The sequence below is a fragment of the Roseivivax marinus genome, from assembly GCF_900109705.1.
In the GTDB taxonomy this organism is placed as follows: Bacteria; Pseudomonadota; Alphaproteobacteria; order Rhodobacterales; family Rhodobacteraceae; genus Roseivivax; species Roseivivax marinus.
In genome coordinates this window covers 260,869-279,259 of record NZ_FOAI01000005.1, presented here as the reverse complement: position 1 = coordinate 279,259, position 18,391 = coordinate 260,869, and the positions used below count along the sequence as shown (strand labels likewise).

The following is an 18,391-nucleotide window of genomic DNA, read 5'->3' as shown; positions in this document are numbered from 1 at the left end:
ACGCTCTGAGACCACGCACCTTTCCGGCGGGATGGCTACGTCCGGCATCCGGTCGGAACACCATGAAACGGGCGATGAGCTCCGCGTCGATGCGGTCCGTCTTGGCCCGGGTCCCGCGGCTGGCGGCAAAGGCTTTGATCTGCGCTGGCGGTAATTGTCGCGTGACGATTTCTGCCGCGTCGAGCGCTGCCCATAGCCGCCACTCCTGACCACCGGTGGCCTCAAAGCACACCAGGGCGCCTTGCCGGCGAGCCATGGTCACCGCCTGTGCATGGCCCTCCGGCGCGTTCGGCAATCGAAAGCGTTCACCACCCGGCAGGCAATGGATGTCCAGCCAGTCACGAGAGACGTCTATGCCGATGACGCGTTCGGGTGATACCGTGTTCATGCTCTCTTCCTTCTGCTCCGCGGTCCTGATGGCCGCTTCCAACTGTTCGAGACGATGAAAGAGAGACGGTGCTGGCTCGCTAGCAGACGTGGTCAGGCCACAAGGCTCAGACGCCAAACACCGCCCCGTCACCAACCTTGGCCGAGGTTGGTGACGGGGACAGAATAGCGAACCTGAGATACAGAAGTGGTCAGTCAGCAGCAGGCGAAAGGCACGCAGGTCGCAGACGTCATCCGCGTCCGGGCGCCATAACTTTCCCCCGGGGCCTCATGACCTGCCCACGTCATGGGGCGCCCTCAAAAGAGGCGCCCCCGGTCCCGGGGGACCGGAGGCGCCATATCTTGCCGTTGGGTGGCACACGGCCCCGGAGCGCGCCCGGGACCTGCCCGCTCAGATATCGAAGGACGAGTCCGCCGCCAGAAGGCCGATCTGTTCCTCTTCGAGCGCCGCGTCGAAGATCGCGACGTCGGCCATCTGGCCCGAGAACGGGTTAGTGAAGTTCGATCCGCCCGTGGCGCTGCCCCAGCCGAGGCCACCGACCTGCAGGTACTCGCCGTTGCCGGTCCAGTCCATGACGAACCCCGGGGCGGAGTCGGCCAGCACGCCGTCGATCCAGAGCTCCACGCCGTCCCCGTCGAACACCGCCGCGACCTCGTATTCCTGGTTCGCCGTGATGTCGAAGACGAAGGTCTCGCTGTTCGCACCGTCCTGGAAACGGACCTTGAGGTCACCGCTCTCGATATAGGCGGCGAAGTGGTTGCCGCCGCCGGCGAATCCGCTGGCGTCCTTGACCACGAGGCCCTGGCGCGCCGACGGATTGTCGTCGATGAACGAGAAGGCGATCGTGCCCTCGGCGATCTCGAGATCCGGGGTCGGCGCGACGTTGATGACCGATCCCGACGAGCCGTTGAAGCCGGTGACACCGCCGACCTCAAAGACCGGCGTCGGCAGCGAGGACGGCTCGGAGACCTCGACGGTGACCGTCGCCGTGGCGGTGGGACCGTCGCCATCCGACAACGTGTAGTCGAAGCTGTCGGTGCCTACGAACCCGGCGTCGGGCGTGTAGGTCACCGTGCCGTCGCCGTTGACCTCGGCCGAGCCGGAAACCGGTGTCGTGGTTTCGGTGACCATGAGCAGGTCGCCGTCGGCGTCGCTGTCGTTCGCGAGCACGTCGATGATCACCGGCGCGTCCGTGATCGTCTCCGCCACGTCGTTCACCGCCTCCGGGTCGTCCTCGAGGCCGTTTACCGTGACGGTGACTTCCGAGGTATCGGTGCCGCCGTTGCTGTCGCTCACCACCAGTTCGAACGTGTCCGTCCCGAAGAAGTCCGCGTCGGGCGTGTAGGTCACCTGCCCGTCCGCCTCGATCGTCGCGCTGCCGTTGGCGGGCCCGCTGCCGATCGAGTCGATGGTGACGGTGTCTCCATCGAGGTCGGTGTCGTTGGCCGCTGCGTCGAAAGTGACCGAGCTGTCCTCGTCCACCGAGACGATGTCGTCCACTGCGACCGGGGGCGAGTTGAGCGGCCCGTCGGCGTGCAGCTCCGCGACCTGGCCCGCATCGAGGCGCGTGTCGTAGAACTGACGGTCCGAGATCGTGCCCTCGAACGGCGCGTCGAAGCCGGAAGAGCCGCTCGAGCTGCCCCATCCGCGACCACCCCACTGGATCCACTCGATATTCTGGGTCCAGTCCATCTGCAGCGGGCTCGACGCCACGAGTTCTCCGTCGATGTAGAGCTCGCTCGCGCCGCCTGCGCCGAACACCGCGGCCACGTCGTAGGTCTGCCCCGCGACGATCCCCGGCACCTGGAACGTGGCGCTGGCGCCGCCGTCCTGGTAGCGGGCCACGAGGGTGGAGCCGTTGAGGTAGATGACGAGGTGGTTGCCGCCGCCGCCGAAGCCCGAGGCATCCTTCGAGAAGAGGCCCTGCGCTCCGCTGGTGTCGGCCGCCGTGAACGAGAAGTTCAGCGTCGCCTGCGGCACCGAGTAGAGCGCGTCGTGCGGCTGTTCGATCACCGAGCCGCTGCTGCCGTCGAAGCTCACGGCGTTCGGCAGGTCCACCACCGGTGTCGGGAAGGACGTTATGTCGATGCTGACCGTCGCGGTGTCGGAGAACTCTCCGTCCGTCACGGTGTAGTCGAAGCTGTCCTCCGTCTGCCCGGCCGCGGGCGTGTAGGTCACGGTCCCGTTGCCGTTGTCCACGATGTTCCCGCCGTTCGCGGTGGCGGTCAGGCCCGCCAGCGTCAGCACGTCGCCGTCGATGTCCACGTCGTTGCCGAGCAGGTCGATGATGATCGCACTGTCGGCCTGGACCGTGGCGCTGTCATCGACCGCCACCGGCGCGTCGTTCACCGGCGTGACCGTGACCGACACCGTGGCGGTGTCGAAGCCGCCGTTGCCGTCGGTGACCTGCACCTCGAAGCTGTCGTCGCCGTTGAAGTCGGCGTCCGGCGTGTAGGTGACCGAGCCGTCCGCGCCGACCGACGCGCTGCCGTTGGCAGGCGAGACGGCGATGGCGAAGGCCGTCACGGTGTCGCCGTTGGCATCGGTGTCGTTGGCACCGGGCTGGAAGGTCACGCTGCCGTCCTCGTCCACGGTGATGGCGTCGGCGACCGCCACGGGCGGCACGTTCGGCTCATCGAGGACTGTGACGGTCACGGTGGCGGTCGAGGTCACGACCCCGCCCGCATCCGAGACGGTGTAGGTGAACTTGTCCTCGCCGACGAAACCCGACGCCGGGGTGTAGGTCACCGTTCCGTCGCCGTTGATCGTCACGGTGCTGCCGGCGGCGCCGCCGCTGACACCCGTGACCACCAGCGCGTCGCCGTCGAGTTCGATGTCGTTGGCGATGACATCGATATTGACAGCATTGCCCGTCACCGTGGTCCCGGTGTCGTCCACCGCGACCGGGTCGTCATCCACCGGGGTGATCTCGACAAAGACCGTCGAAGTCACGGTGTCGACGCCGTCCGAGATCAGGAGCTCGAAGCTGTCGGATCCGTTGGCATCGGGGTTTGGCGTGTAGGTCACGGTGCCATCGGCCTCGATGACCGCCTCGCCCTTGCCGGGCGCGGTGGCGATGCCGGCGACCACCAGGGCGTCGCCGTCCGGATCGGTGTCGTTCGTGAGCGGCGCGAAGTTCACCTTGCCGTCCTCGTCCACGAGGATGGTGTCGTCACCCGGCACCGGCGCGTTGTTCGAGCCGCTCGAGGACGAGGCCAGCCCGGCGATCTGCGACGCGGTGAGGACCTGGGCGTAGATCTGCTTGTCCGAGATCGTGCCCTCGAACGGCGCATCGAAACCCGGCGAGCCGGTGCTGCTGCCCCAGCCGCGGCCGCCCCACTGGACGTATTCCTCGTTTCCGGCCCAGCTGACTGCAAGATCATCGGAGTCCACGAGGTTGCCGTCCACCCAGAGGGCCACGCCGTCCGGTCCGAAGGTCGCGGCGATCTCGTATTCCTCGCCTGCGGAGATGCCCCCGAAGCTGAGTTCCGCCGAGGTGCTGTCGTCCTGGAAACGGGCGATCAGCGTGGAACCGTTGAGGTAGATCGTGGTGTGGCCGCCGCCGCCGAAGAACGACGCGTCCTTGCCGAAGAGACCCTGCGCGCCGCTCGTGTCCGATGCGGTGAACGAGAAGGCCACCGTGCCCTGCGCGACCTGCCAGGCCGGATCGTGCGGCAACTCTTGCACGCCCGCGTTGGTGCCGTCGAAGGTCATCACGCCGGGGGCGTCGTAGACCAGCGGGGCGCCAAGCTTCACCACCAGCGGCGCGCTGGTCAGGCCGATCGCGCCGGAACCCGCGGCATCCTGGACAACGGCCACGAAGCCGTTGACCCCGCCGTCCGGTCCCGTGCCACCGTCGGAGGTCAGCAGCGAGAACGGCACCTGTGCGGTTCCGGCGGCATCCAGCTGGACCGTTGCGACAACCTGGCCGGCCATCGCCTCGTTGGCGTAGAAGGGCAGCTCCGCGGGGCTGACGCCGAAGGCCGGCGCGCCGCTCGCGATGAAGAGACGGCTGTCCATCTGCAGAATATCGACAGTCGAATTGGCAGGCCCCGTGACCTCCACCAGGAAGTCGGTCGAGTTTACGTCCGCCTGCACGCCGGGCAGCGTCGCCACCAGGTCCGCCCCGCCGGCCACCAGAGCCAGCGTCGGCGCCGGAGCGGTGTCGTCGGTGCGGATCCGGGCCAGCGAGCCGCCGAGCGAGCCACCGTCGCCGGCGGCGGCTGTCGCCGCGCCCTCGTGGACGAGGCTGCCCAGCGACACCTCCTGCGTGGTGCCGTCGGTGAAGGTGACGGTCACGGTGGAGCCGATCAGCTCGTAGCCCGAAACCGAGCCCGCATTGCCGGCGCCCGGCACGCCCTGGATCGAGTTCGGGTCGATGTCGGTGGTGAAGGTGAACTGCTCACCGGGGTCGAAGTCGGTGAAGTCGATGGTCAGCACGTCGAAGCCGCCGTTCCGCGCCTGCGAGAACGGATCAGAGCTCGGATCGGCCGGCTGCACCAGGCCGGTCGCCGCCGCGCCGGAATTCGGCGTGAACGGAGAGGCCGTGGCGTCGCCGCCCGCGCCGGTGGGGTCGAACACCATGTCGGGCAGCAGCGCCGTCGAGAGGTCGAAGGACACCTGCGCGACCTGGATGCCGCTGCCGGCAAGGCTTTCGTTGGTCAGAATGAAGCTGCCCGAGCCGAATGTGGAGGCGTCGAGCCCCGTTCCCGGCGTGACCTGCACGCCAAGCTGCCCGCCGACCAGCTCCTCGGGATCGTCGTCCCCGAGCAGAATGGCCGCCTTCGCATCGGGATCGATGATCACGTTGGCGTCCCCCGCAGAGACGCCGGTCAGGGTGATCTCGACGGTTTCGTCGCCCTCGAACACGGTGTCGTCGATCACCGAGATGTCGATGACCGCGCTGTCCGCGCCCGCCGCGACGACGACTGTGCCGCCGAGGGCCGCGTAGTCGGCGCCGTTGGTCGCGCTGCCGCCGATGGTATACGCGATGGTCGTGGCCTCGGTCACCGCGGCCTCGAGCTGCACGGCGAACTGGCCGTCCGTGCCGGGCTCGGCGGCATCGCTGACCGCGACCACGGTGGCGACGTTGGAGCCTGTCGCCGAGGCATCAAGCACCACGGTCGCGTCGTCATCATCCCCCACCGAGGCATCGCCCGGCACGGAGTCCGGATCCTCCTGATCGGCCGTCAGGATTTGCGCGTAGTTGGCGTAGTCCGCCGGAACCGGCGCGCCGTCCTCGATCGAGTAGACCTCGATGCCGTTCAGCAGCGGGTTCTCCATCCCATCGACCAGGTCGTGCAGGAACGTGAGGTCGAGCGTCCCGTCGGTGACCTCGACCTGCACCTCGATCATGCCACCGACCTCGTGGCCGAACTGCGCCGAGAGATCGATGTTGTCGAGCTCGGGCAGCACGGTCCCCTCGACCGCCACGTCGAACACCCGCGCGCCGACATCGCTGGTGCCAGTGAAGCCGTTGCCCATGAAGAGCCGCACGCCGTAGGTGCCGGGGCTTCCGACGTCGAAGGCCCATGCCATCTCGGGATCGGTCGCGGCATCCCAGCGCTCTGTGTCGAAGATCGCGCCGGGCACCGAGCCGGGCACCGTGGCGCCGGGATCGACCGCCACGAAGCTGGAGACGTTGTTGCTGCCGGGAACGGCAAGGTAGGGGCTGTTGGTCGCGGCGGTATCGGCACTCCAGGCCGGTCCGCCGTCGGTCGCCGCGAGCTCGGCACCACCGGCGTTCACGCGGTAGAGTACCGTTTCGACCTGCGGGACGATGGGTCCGTTGACCGTTGTGGTGATGTCCAGCGTCGCGGTCGCACCGCGCGCCAGGCTGCCCACGGACCAGAGGCCGGTCGCCGGGTCGTAGGCCCCGACGCCGCTGTCGCCGACATATGTCACGCCATTTGGCAGAAGGTCCTGCACCGCCACGCCGGTGGCGTCGACGCCCGCCGCGTGGGTGAGCGTCAGGGTGTAGGTCACGGTATCGCCGTAGGCCGGGGCCTCGTCGGAGACCGTCATCGCCAGTTCGAGATCGGCGGTGGTGAGAGGCGCGACCGAGACCGTCGCCTCGTCGTCCTCTCCCGAAGCTCCGTTGTCGGGCGTGGAGTCCGGATCCGGCAGGTCCGAGGCGATCACTTCGGCGAAGGTGTCGTAGGCGGTCGCGTCGCCCTCGACCACTGTGGAGATCTCGATGCCCTTGAGGGCCGGGTTCTCCAATCCGTGCAGGAACTCGATGTCGAGCGTGCCGTCGTCGCCGACCACCACGCGCTCGGTCAGGGCGAACGCGCCCTTGGGACCGGCAATGGCGTAGGGATCGACGTCGTCGAAGGCCAGGCCGCCCTCGATGTTCACGTCGAACACCCGCTCACCTACCGCGTCGATGCCGCTGAAGAGCTCGGCGAACAGAAGCTTGACCTCGACCAGCGTGCCCGCGGCCACGTCGAACTGCCACGCCATTTCGGGATCGGTCCCGGCGTCGTAGCGTTCGGTGTTGAAGACCGCCAGCGGCGCCGAAGCGGGGACGCTGGGGTCGCTGAGGTCGATCGCCCCGGGATGCGCCGAATTGGCATCGCCCGTGTAGAGACTGGTGCCGGTGCTGTTGGCCACCAGGTATGGGCTGTTCGCAGCATCGCCGAACGTCCCCTGGTCGCCCGACCAGTCGAGCGCCGAGCCGTCTGCCGCCGCGACCGTCGCGCCGCCGACGTTGACGCGGTAGATCGGCGTCACCTCGTCGAGCGTGGCCAGGTCGAGCACGGTGACCTCGAGGTCGAGACTGGCCGAGCCGCCGGTGCCGACCGTGCCCACGGTCCACACCCCGGTCGCCGGATCGAAGCTGCCGTCGCCCGCGGCGCCCACGAAGGCGAAGCCCGCGGGCAACGTCTCCTCGACCACAACGCCGGTCGCCGCGGCGGGGCCGTCATTGTCGAGCGTGAGCGTAAACGTGACGGTATCGCCCGCCACCGGTGTCGGATCGGACACGGTCTTGGACAGCGACAGGTCGGCTTCCTGCACCTCGGAATAGGACAGGTGGATCGGAGAGGTGACCGGGCCCTTGGGCTGGTCGGTCGCGGTGTCGATCACGCTTGCCGTGATGCCGAGCGGGAGCTGCGCCTCGTCGAGAACGCCGTACTCGTTGACCGCATCGGGCACCGACAGGTCGAACGCCGCGACCTGGGTGAAGTCGAAGAGCGACGAGATGTCCTGCACCGTGCCGTCGAGCGCGACATCGACATAGAGCATCTCGACCATGTTGTTGGCCGCGAAGCCGCTGTCTTCCAGCGCCGCGAGTTGTGCGTCGAGTTGTGCCTTGTAGGGATCGCTGTCGGCGAACTCGTTGGTGAAGGGCACGATGAAGCCCTTGCCCACCAGAACCCGCGCGGTCTCGCCCGCGGGGCCCTGGATCAGGATCTGCGGCCCGCCGTCGGTGTAGGTGCCGACGTCGCCTGCGCCGAGCCCGTTGGCGGTCAGCGTGACGTCGAGCGCCCCGGCCGCCTGGGTCGAGAGCGCCTCGGCCCCCATCTGCGCGTCCGCCCCCTGCCCCTGCAGCTGACCGGTCGAGGTGGAGCCGTCGGTGTAGCCCACCGTGAACGTGCTGCCCGACAGCTCGGCGCCGCCGATGCCGCCCACGTCCCAGAGCCCTGCCCCTGCCAGCGATGCCCCGCTGTCCAGCGTCCCCTTGTCGGATCCGGCGATGGAGTTCGGATCCATGTCGACGCCGAAGCTGATGCTCTTGCCCGGAGTGAAGTCGTCGAATTCGAGACGCAGCCGCTCGAAGCCCGCGATGCCGCCGGTGCCGAGATACGTGATGCCCTCGGCCCCCGCGCCGAAGCCGCCCGACGGAACGATCAGTCCGGTGCCGCCATCGGTGCCGCCGTTGAGGGTCACGATCTTGCCCACGTCGTCGCCGGCAAGGCCGAACGGATCGAATACCGCGTCGGGCAGGATCGCGTCGGTCACGTCCAGCTCGATCCAGGCGATCGCCTTGTCACCGACGTTCTGGATCTGGAAGGATCCGTTGCCGAAGTTCGATTGCTCGATGTTGGTCGCCCCGTCGTTGACGGTGAGCGTCGCCGCACCGACCGTGGGCGTCCCATCGGCAGTGCGGACCACGATGCCCGAGACCTTGGCGTTGTCCACCGAGGCCGTCACCGAGATGTCGAGTGCAGCGGGATCGCCGAAGCTGTCCGGCGAGACCGTGTCGGGCAGCGTCAGCACGACCGGCGCGTTGATGTCGCCGCCGTTCTCCGCGAGGATATCGTAGTCGTCGAGCACGATCTGCCCCTCGACGATGACGTCGAAGACCCTCTGACCGGGATCGGTCTGGTAGATTTCGGCGAAGTAGAGCTCGATCGAGTAGCTTCCGGGAGCCACCGGGATCGCGTAGGAGAACGCGGGCGCAGTCCCGCCACCGTAGCGCTCGGTTTCGTAGATCGTGCCGTCAAAGGCCGGCTGTTCGCCATTGCCCCCTGCACCGTCCGTGAAGGCTTGCCCCCCGTCGAAGTACTGGTCGGCCGAGAAGTCGATTCCGTCCTGTGTCAGCGCCGGGCCGCCCGCGTTGATCGCGGCCACGATCTCTCCGCCCGCGTTGTCGTCTTCGGTGACGGTGCCGGTGGCGGTCGCGTTGCCGATCCCGGCAAAGGTGTCGCCGCTGACGATACCGGTCAGCTTGACGGTGACTGTCTCGGGCCCGTTGGCCTGGTCGTCATTGGGCACGTCCACCACGATCTGGCCGTCGGTCACGCCGAGTGCCAGGGTGCCGGTGCTGATCGCGCCATTCACGTCGATCTCGTAGCCCACCTCCACGTATCCGTTCGGCGTGACGTCGAAGGTCACCGGGAAGACGAGCGTGGTCGTGCCGGTGTCGCCGTCCTCCACCACGGAGGCCGGGCTCGGCGCCCCTACGGAGACGGTACTGTCCGGCGCGGGATCGGCGCTGACGATCTCGATCGCGCTGAGCTTGGGGTTCTGCACGCCTTGCAGGAAGTCCACGTTGAGCGTGCCGTCGCTGACCGTGGTGGCGACCTGCTGGACGCCTGCGGTGTTCCAGCCAAACGCGCCGGTGATGTCGAAGTCGTCGAGCGCGAGCGCCCCTTCCACGTTCACGTCGAACACCCGCACGCCGGGATCCTGCGCGCCGGTCCAGATCTCGGCGAAGTAGAGGTTCACGATGTAGTCGCCGTTCACCACGTCGAAGGCCCACGACATGTTGTCGGGGTTGGCGAGGGTGCTGTAACGCTCGGTGTCGAAGACCGCGTCGGGCGCATCGGTGCCGTTAGTTCCGGTGAACGCGCTTCCGAAAGTGACGTCCTCCGACGGCGCGGTCAGGTCGAGATAGGGCGACGGCGTACCGGTCGCGGCAGTGCCATTCGCATTGGCCGCCGACTGGTCCTCGGACCAGGCCGGGCCGCCGTCGCTGGCGGCGACCTCCGCGCCACCGGCGTTGACGCGGTAGAGCACCTCGCCCGGCAGAGCGCCGTCATCGTCGAGGATGGTGACCGTCGCGGTGCCGGTGCCGATATAGGCGTCCGCCCCCGAGACAGAGGTAATCTCGATCTCGAAGGCCTCGTTGCCCTCGATGTCGGTGTCGCCGAGGATCGCGACCGGGATGGTGAAGTCGGCGGACCCGCCGGCAATGGAGCCCGACCCGGTGTAGACCCCGGTGCCCGGATCGAAGGTGGCGCCGGGCACGGTGTAATCCACCGCCGGCGTTGCGCCGCCCGCCACGGGCCGCACGGCGTAGGTGAAGGCCACGGTCTCGTCCACCGGCACGGTCCGGGAAGTCTGCACGGTCACGAGCACGTCGCCGCTGCCCGCGTCGCCTTCGAGCGCGGCGGCGGACAGGATCGAAAGGGCGGGCCCGGTGCCCAGGGGTTCGAGCGCCACGATCTCGACCGCGTTGATCAACGGGTTCTCGACCACGTGGGTAAAATCGATGTCGACGGTGCCGTCGTCCACCACGCCGACCCACTCGAACATGCCGCCCACCTTGTGGCCCAGCGTCGCCGAGAGGTCGAGATCGTCGAGGAACAGCGCGCCCTCCACCGAAACGTCGAAGACCCGGGCGCCGGGCGCACTTGTCCCGTCGAAGCCGTTGCCCATGAAGAGCCGCACCGCGTAAAGGCCATCGGCCAGCGTGCCGTTGCCGAATTCGAGCCCGAACGGATTGGCTTCATCGTTGCCGTAAAGCTCGTTGGTGTAGAGGCCCGTCGGCGTGGTCGCGGGATCGACCGAGCCATCCAGCCCGTTGTCGGCCGCATTCTGCGTGCTGGGCGCGGACGATCCCACGAGCGTCGCGCTGCTTTGCAGCCACGCCGGCCCGCCGTCGATCGCGGCGACATCCACGTTGCCGGCGTTCCAGCGGTAGAGGACCTCGCCCTCGGCGTAGCTCAGCGGCGCGCCGGTGATCTCGACGGAATCCCAGTCCGCGCCGAAGCTGTCATCGCCGGCAGCGGCGGTGGACAGAAGGCCGACGAAGGCGCCGGTGGTCTTGCCGGCGTTCTGGTAGGTGCCGCGCACCGCGGCGGCCACGTCGGCGGGAATGGCGATGGCCGTGGTCTCGGCCCAATCGGTGAAGACACCGTTGTCGACGTAGCGCGCCCGCGCCGTGGCGGTGGACGCCCCCGGCGTCAGGTCGAGGTCGAGCGCGACCTGCATGTCCGGGTCGCCGTCGCCGAGGCGCACCGGCGCCTCGATACCGGGAATCTCGAGGAAGACCGAGCTGTTCTGGTCGTCCTCCTCCACCAGCAGTTCGATACCGTAACGCACGCTGCCGCCGTCGTTCACCACGGCAACCGCCGCCTGGACGAAGGTCGACTGGTCGCCGGGACCGACCACGAGACCGTACTTCTCGCCTCCGTCCCAGGTCTGGTTCTCGTTCAGCGAGTACGAGAAGATGTTCTTGCCGGTGGTCACGATGCTGACCGCGCCGACATTCTGCTCGACCGCGAAGCCCAGGCCCAGAACGTCGCCCTGGTCGTTCGCGGTGTCCTCTGCAGAGCCTGTGTTCGCCGCGTCGATGCTGACGATGGTGGACGCGCCACCAAGGTTCCAGACGCCGCCGTTGTAGAGCGCCGGCTCGCCCGGCTCGGCCACCTGCGGATCGACGCCGTTGCGCCAGACCGCGTTCACGCCGATGTCGCCGGCGATGCTGTTGCCGTCCGGCACGGCGCCTGCGGGCGTGGTGGCGGGGTTGTTCAACTCGAAATCCCAGAGCTGGGTCTCGTCCGCGCCGACGCGCACGCCCAGGCCCTCGGTCGGGTCGCCCACGTGGCTGTCCACGATGTTGTTGAGCCCGTCGAGATCGAGATCGGTGCTGGGATCGGCCGGCTGCCCGCCGGGCACGAAGAAGGTCACGTTGTCGGCGCCATAGGTGGCCGCGATCACCAGGCCCGCGAAGTCGTCGATCCCGTCGCCGTCCTTGTCGATCAGGACGTCCGGAGAGAACCCGGCATCGCCGAGCGTGGTAACGCTGAGCGGCTGGGAGCCGAAGCCGCCGATCGTGCCAAGGCTGTCGACGGCGTCCACGCGCCCGTCGCCATCGGTGTCGATCGGCTTCTCGAAGTAGAGATTGCCGTTGAACGAGGCGGCGATGACCGCCCCGTCGAGCGCGCCGCCGAAGAAGCTCGCCGTGTATTCGGCAAGTCCGTTGGTGGAGGCGTTGACCGTCTTAAGGGAGCCGTCGTTGTTGTTGTCGAGAAGCTGGCTTTCGGGCGAATAGGCCGTGCCGTCCATGACGCTCAGTCCGTCGAAGAAGGCGGTCGGGTCGTTCAGAGAGCTGCCCGGGTGGAACCAGTCGTAGCCCGACACAACGTCGAAGAGGTCCGCGGGCAGCCCCGTGGTGCCAGTGACATCGTTCCAGACGCCCGAACCCTGCTCCTCGTAGATGATGAGGATGTTGGCGAGGTAGGTCCGCGCCTGCGCCTCGTCCGTGAAGATCTGGGCGCCGTCCACCACGATCGGGTCGCTCGGCGTCGCGCCCTTGTAGGTGCCGTCCGGGTTGAAGGCCGCTGCCAGCGCCTCCTTCGACGCGCGGATCGGGTTGGCATCGCCGCCATAGGTGCCGTAGGCGTCGCCGATGCCGCCGACATAGTGCAACTGGTCGCCGAACCCGTCCGAGCCGCCCTCGTTGAATTCGTTCGTGGCGAGCTCGGACGTCCAGTCATCGACGATCTGGCCGTCGGAGAAGGACAGCGGCTGACCGCCCCAGCCGCCGTTCGGCCCGTTGTCCCAGGTGAAGACGTTGCCGGCCTCGGTCACCAGCACGTCGTACTGGTTACGGAATCCGGGCGCGAAGACGGTCATCGGGTTGTCGACGAAGACGAGCTCTCCGCCCTGACTCACCAGAACGCGCTCGGTGATCTTGGCCATGTTGAGGCCGTTGTTGCCGCCGGCCCAATCCGGCCCCGAGCCGTTGTCGTCGAGCGAGAAGTTCGGGTTGGCGTCGATCTGTGCCTGGCTCAGCCCGAGATCGAGGAGATCCACATCCGTTCGCGTAGGGTCGTTCAGCGTCGGCAGGTCGAGCACGAACTGCTCGCCGTTGCCGTCGGTACGCACGTCGAAGCTCTCGAGCTCGGTGAGGTTGAACTTCAGGATCGTGCCCGACAGCGCGAAGTCCACCGTCCCCGAGAAGTTGTTGCCCGGCGCGCCCTTGTTGGTATTGCCGCCCTGCGCGACGTAGAGATACGTGTCCCCCGACACAGGATCGATCCCGAGGTCGAGTCCGTTGGTCGCGTGGTTCTCTTCCGACCGCGGCAGGCCGCGGATGATCGCGACGTTCGACAGGATGTCACCGGGCTCGACCCCGGCATTGGCCGCGGCGTAGTCCGCGCTCGCCACCACGATGCGGTGCACCTGGCCCGAGTTGGTGTCGAGCCCCGTGTCGTTGCCCACCGCGATGCGCCAGTCCGAGGACGAGACGTAAAGCACGTCGTTGCCGTCGGCATCCGCGCTGACCGTCATGCCGGTCACCTGTCGCTGGTTCGTCGAGTTGGACGTGCCGTCGTCGTTATAGTTCTGGGTGGAGCCGGGGATAACGCCGATCGCAAGCGTGTTTACTACGGTGAAGTCGGTGGTCAGGGCGCCGAAGCCGTCCACGGCGCGGTCGACCTCGTATCGGTAGACGGTGCCGTCCTGCTGCGCGACGTAAACGAAGGGTTGGCCGGTCTTGCTGGTGTCGATGGCTGTCGGGTTGTTGGACGACTCGCCCACGAGACCGGAAGCGCCGAATGTGATGGAAGAGTTGGTGAAAGCCATGAAATAATCCCCCCGAGGCCAAGCCCGTAAAAAGAAATGCCGCGTAATCGAATAATCCGGTCATTCGGAACGAATGACCGGCGCAATCTCAAATCGGGGAAATCCGTCTCGGGGATACGCGAGAAGACACCGGAGTTTTCGGTTACCATGCACCCGGCGGCACCGGGCCGCCTCGACCGACACATGCTCGCGGGCCGTATCGCACCGGATGAGACAACGGGTGCCTTCAACCGCCGCGCGGTACGTTCCCAACCAACTCCGCGCTCGCCTGCTCCCCCTTTGCCAGACACAGCCCCGACGCCAACGGTGTCGCGGCGCGTTGATAGCTGTCAACGCAGGTGGCGCCGCCGCGGAGGCCGGGCCTTCATGCTCGGCGGGATTTCGGTTTAGGTATCAATACCTAAAGTTGCGTAGCTGATGTGCGTCAGATCAGGGCGCCAATTCGACAAATACAACCTTAGGTTTATCTTCAAAAAATTTTTCTATTGTTTAGTTGTCAGTGCCCGATATCACTCAACTTCTTCCCGTCAATTGCGGACCGCGAGTCAGGAGTGGTGTTTGAGATTTCGGGCCACCGCTTTGCCAGAATCTGAATGGAGAAGGGACGCCCGGAGAATATATGAACCGGGTATCCGCATTTATGTGACCCGCCGATCCCGACCACTGCGCACGTCTCTCCGTGTGCCTCCGAAAGCGGACCGACCGGCGACAACGACGTCGCCCGCCGGGTTCGGATGACGCACTCCTGCAGACAGAGGCATCGACATCGCGGGGCGTCGCTCCCCCTGCCTGCCGTGAAATTGCGCGCGCGGGCCGTGAAAGGCATCCCGGACCGGCACGCGATGGCCACCCGCGGGGTCGGGGGCTTGCCGCTCGCGGCCTTCGTAGGTACCGACAACCGCCAGCACGATACTCATACCGGCGAGATCTCGCGAGCGGCGCTGGCCGACGGCATCTCCCGGAGCACCGGAGACATGCAATGACACGGCTTTCCGCCCTCCCCGCCGCCTGCGCCCTCGCCGCTCTCGTCTCGGCCTGCGCGCCGGCCGCCCCCTTCGAAGGCGTCGCCGACCGCCTCTCGCTCGGCAGCGGCCTCAGTGCGGAGACGCTCGAGATGTACGACGCGATGGAGGACGAGGGCCGCACCGTGCCCGCCATCGATCCGAAATACCTCTCGCCGTCCAAGGTCCGGCAGGAGGTGGCCTACTTCGCGCCCTACTCGGCAGGAACCATCGTGGTCGATCCCGGCGCCAATCGGCTCTACCGCGTGCTCGGCGACGACCGGGCCATGCGCTACGCCGTCGCGGTGGGTGCGGCGGGCTACGGCTTCTCGGGTCAGGCCCGCGTGCCCTACACCCGCAAGTGGCCGAACTGGACGCCCACCCAGAACATGATCAAGCGCGAGCCCGAGAAGTACAAACCGCTCGCCGCGGGACTCGAAGGCGGGCTCGACAACCCGCTCGGCGCGCGCGCGCTCTACCTCTATCGCAACGGCCGAGACACGCTCTATCGCATCCACGGCACCCCGAGCCCGTGGACCGTCGGCCACGATGCCTCTTCGGGCTGCATCCGCATGTTCAACCAGGACGTCATCCACCTTGCCGAGCAGATCAGCTCGGGCACCCGGGTGGTCGTGCTGCCGCGCGAGGACAGCGGCAAGTGGACCTCGGATCCGGACGCCCCGGCGCCCGACGCCATGGCCGGCGCGACGGACGACAGCCTCTCGGACGGCGCGGACGACGCCACGTGATCCGCTCGCGCGTTACCCGGGGGGGCCCACACGGCGGGCCCCCGGGTAACGCGCCCCGAGACCCTCTGCCCGCTTCACTGTTAAAGGTAGGGACGAGCTTCGCCTGAAGGGTGACCCTTCCAGCCCTCGATGGCCGGCCCGGGCAACGAAGAGCTTCCACGAAGCAGAGCGTGCCCCCGCCGCGCCGTGGCGACCGTTGCGAGGCAGGACTGGCGTGCCCCCTTTGACGGCCCTTGGCCAAGGCGGCGGTCTGCGCCAACACCACCTCGCGGGCTGCTGCGCTGCCGGAACCACGACGGCAGCGGCCGACAAGCGGTCCGCAGCCCCCTTCGCCCCATCCGCAACAGCGACCTTGCACCCCTGCGACTTGTCGCGCGCTCACCCCGATGTGACCCCGGAGCAGAGGGCGCTACGTTGGCGCCTGTCCGACATTCTAGGGGAGAGAGTTCATGGATCGTCGCAAGTTTCTGACCACCGCCGCCGTGGGGGGCACCGGCGCTAGCGTCCTCGCCGCACCGGCCGTCGCGCAGTCGAGCCCGCAGGTTCAGTGGCGCTGCACCTCGTCGTTCCCGCAGTCGCTGGACACGATCTACGGCGGTGCGCAGGACGTGGCCCAATATGTCCGCGAGGCGACCGACGGCGCCTTCGACATCCAGGTCTTTGCCGGCGGCGAGATCGTGCCCGGCCTGCAGGCCGCCGACGCGGTGCAGAACGGCACCGTCGAGATGTGCCACACCGCGGCTTACTACTATGTCGGCAAGTCGCCGACCTGGGCGCTTGGCGCGACCATTCCCTACGGCCTCAACAACCGCGGCATGAACGCGTGGCTGTATTACGGTGGCGGTCTCGACGCGCTCAACAACTTCTACAACGGCGTGGGCCTCCACTACCTGCCCGCGGGCAACACCGGCACCCAGATGGGCGGCTGGTTCCGCAACGAGATCGGCGGCCTTGCCGACATGGAAGGCCTGCAGATGCGGATCGCGGGCCTCGCGGGCCGGATCATGGAAGAGATCGGCGTCGTGCCGCAGCAGATCGCGGGCGGCGACATCTACCCCGCGCTCGAGCGCGGCACCATCGACGCGGCCGAGTGGATCGGCCCCTATGACGACGAGAAGCTCGGCTTCTACCAGGTGGCGCCGTACTACTACTATCCCGGCTGGTGGGAGGGGAACCTTACCCTCAACGTCTTCGTCGGCACCGAGGCGTGGAACAGCCTGCCCGACACCTACAAGCGCCTGCTCGAGACCGCCTGCCGCGCGGCCAACACCGAGATGATGGCCGAGTACGACTACAAGAACCCCACCGCCCTGCGGAACCTCGTGCAGAACGGCGCGCAGCTGCGCGCCTTCCCGCAGGACGTGCTGGACGCGACCTACGAGGCGGGCCTGTCGCTCTACTCGGATCTGCGCAATTCCGCGGATGGCTGGGCCGACATCTACGACAGCATGATGGCGTTCCAGTCCGAGCACTTCCTGTGGCAGCAGGTGGCCGAGGCGACCTTCGCCAACTTCATGATGGACAAGCAGCGCAACGGCCAGCTGCCCGCACAGATCCAGGGCGCGGGCTCGGTCGGCGGCGGCGAGTCCGGATCCGGCGGCTCCGGGTCCGGCGACAGCTCGGGCGGCGCCTCCGAGTAAGCCCGCCGCCCTACGGCGTGCCTCCTAAGAAAGGCCCCGGCATAGCTCCGGGGCCTTTTTCTTTCCTGCCCACGTATCGACCTTGTTCGCAATTATTCATATGAAGTGCTCAATATGCAGCAATAAGAGGCAAACACATGGATCGCCGCTCATTTTTTCGAACCGCCGCGATCGGCGGTGCCGGTAGCCTGACGCTCGCGGCGCCCGCGATCGCGCAGTCGTCGCCCCAGGTGCAGTGGCGCTGCACCTCGTCGTTCCCCAAGGGTCTGGACACCGTATACGGCGGCGCCGAGGATCTGGCGCGCTATGTCCGCGAGGCGACCGACGGGGCCTTCGACATCCAGGTCTTCGCCGCCGGCGAGATCGTGCCCGGCCTGCAGGCCGCGGACGCCGCGCAGAACGGCACCGTCGAGATGTGCCACACCGCCGCCTACTACTTCGTCGGCAAGTCGCCGACCTGGGCGCTCGGCACCGTGATCCCGTTCGGTCTGAACGCGCGCGGCATGAACGCGTGGCTCTACTACGGCGGTGGCGCCGACGCGCTCAACACGTTCTACAACCAGCAGGGCCTGCAATTCATGGCCGCCGGCAACACCGGCACCCAGATGGGCGGCTGGTTCCGCGAGGAGATCGGCGGGCTTCAGGACATGCAGGGCCTTCAGATGCGCGTGGCGGGCCTCGGCGGCCGGATCATGGAAGCGCTCGGCGTGGTGCCCCAGCAGATCGCCGGCGGTGACGTGTATGCCGCACTCGAACGCGGCGCGATCGACGCGACCGAATGGGTCGGTCCCTATGACGACAACCGCCTCGGCTTCCAGCGTGTGGCGCCCTACTACTACTACCCCGGCTGGTGGGAGGGGAACGCGACCCTCTCGGTCTTCTGCAACAAGGAGGCCTACGACGCACTGCCCGAATCCTACCGCAGCCTGCTCGAGACGGCCGCGCGCGCGGTGAACACCGACATGCTGGCCGAGTACGACTACAAGAACCCCACCGCCCTGCGTGAACTCGTGGACAACGGCGCCGAGCTGCGCCGCTTCCCCGACGACGTGATGGAGGCCGGTTACGAAGCCACGCTCGATCTCTATTCCGACTTCCGCCAGAACGTGGACGGCTGGGCCGAGATCTACGACTCCATGATGGCGTTCCAGTCCGAGCACTTCCTCTGGACGCAGGTGGCCGAGCAGAACTTCGCGGCGTTCATGCAGCAGAAACAGAGCGAAGGCCGTCTGCCCGCCCAGATCGACGGTGCCGGTGCGGTCGGCGGCGGCTCCGCCGCAGGCAGCGACGCCGCAAGCTCCGAGAGCACCGACCAGTGACCTAGAAACGAAGCGGCCCCCGGGATCACCGGGGGCC

General features: G+C 67.6%; 5 protein-coding genes. 3 read left to right on the top strand and 2 right to left on the bottom strand.

Features of this window, described 5'->3' with window-relative positions; all coding sequences use genetic code 11:
* Both BMX29_RS08760 and BMX29_RS08755 read right to left on the bottom strand, forming a co-directional pair.
* A partial coding sequence (locus tag BMX29_RS08760; RefSeq protein WP_139196967.1) for an IS110 family transposase occupies positions 1-388 on the bottom strand: 388 nt, incomplete at its 3' end.
* 390 nt (positions 389-778) lie between these two features.
* Positions 779-13,645, bottom strand: coding sequence for an Ig-like domain-containing protein (locus tag BMX29_RS08755; RefSeq protein WP_092811971.1), 12,867 nt, complete (start codon positions 13,643-13,645; stop codon positions 779-781).
* Positions 13,646-14,624: 979 nt separating this feature from the next.
* Here BMX29_RS08755 and BMX29_RS08750 point away from each other — a divergent pair.
* From BMX29_RS08750 to BMX29_RS08740, 3 genes are all read left to right on the top strand, one after another.
* Positions 14,625-15,395, top strand: coding sequence for a L,D-transpeptidase (locus BMX29_RS08750; RefSeq protein ID WP_092811969.1), 771 nt, complete (start codon positions 14,625-14,627; stop codon positions 15,393-15,395).
* Between the two features lie 449 nt (positions 15,396-15,844).
* Positions 15,845-17,035, top strand: coding sequence for a TRAP transporter substrate-binding protein (locus tag BMX29_RS08745; protein ID WP_081749582.1), 1,191 nt, complete (start codon positions 15,845-15,847; stop codon positions 17,033-17,035).
* Between the two features lie 137 nt (positions 17,036-17,172).
* The gene (locus tag BMX29_RS08740) at positions 17,173-18,354 is read left to right on the top strand and encodes a TRAP transporter substrate-binding protein (RefSeq protein WP_092811967.1); all 1,182 of its coding nucleotides are present in this window, start codon (positions 17,173-17,175) and stop codon (positions 18,352-18,354) included.
* The last annotated feature ends 37 nt before the right edge of the window (positions 18,355-18,391 follow it).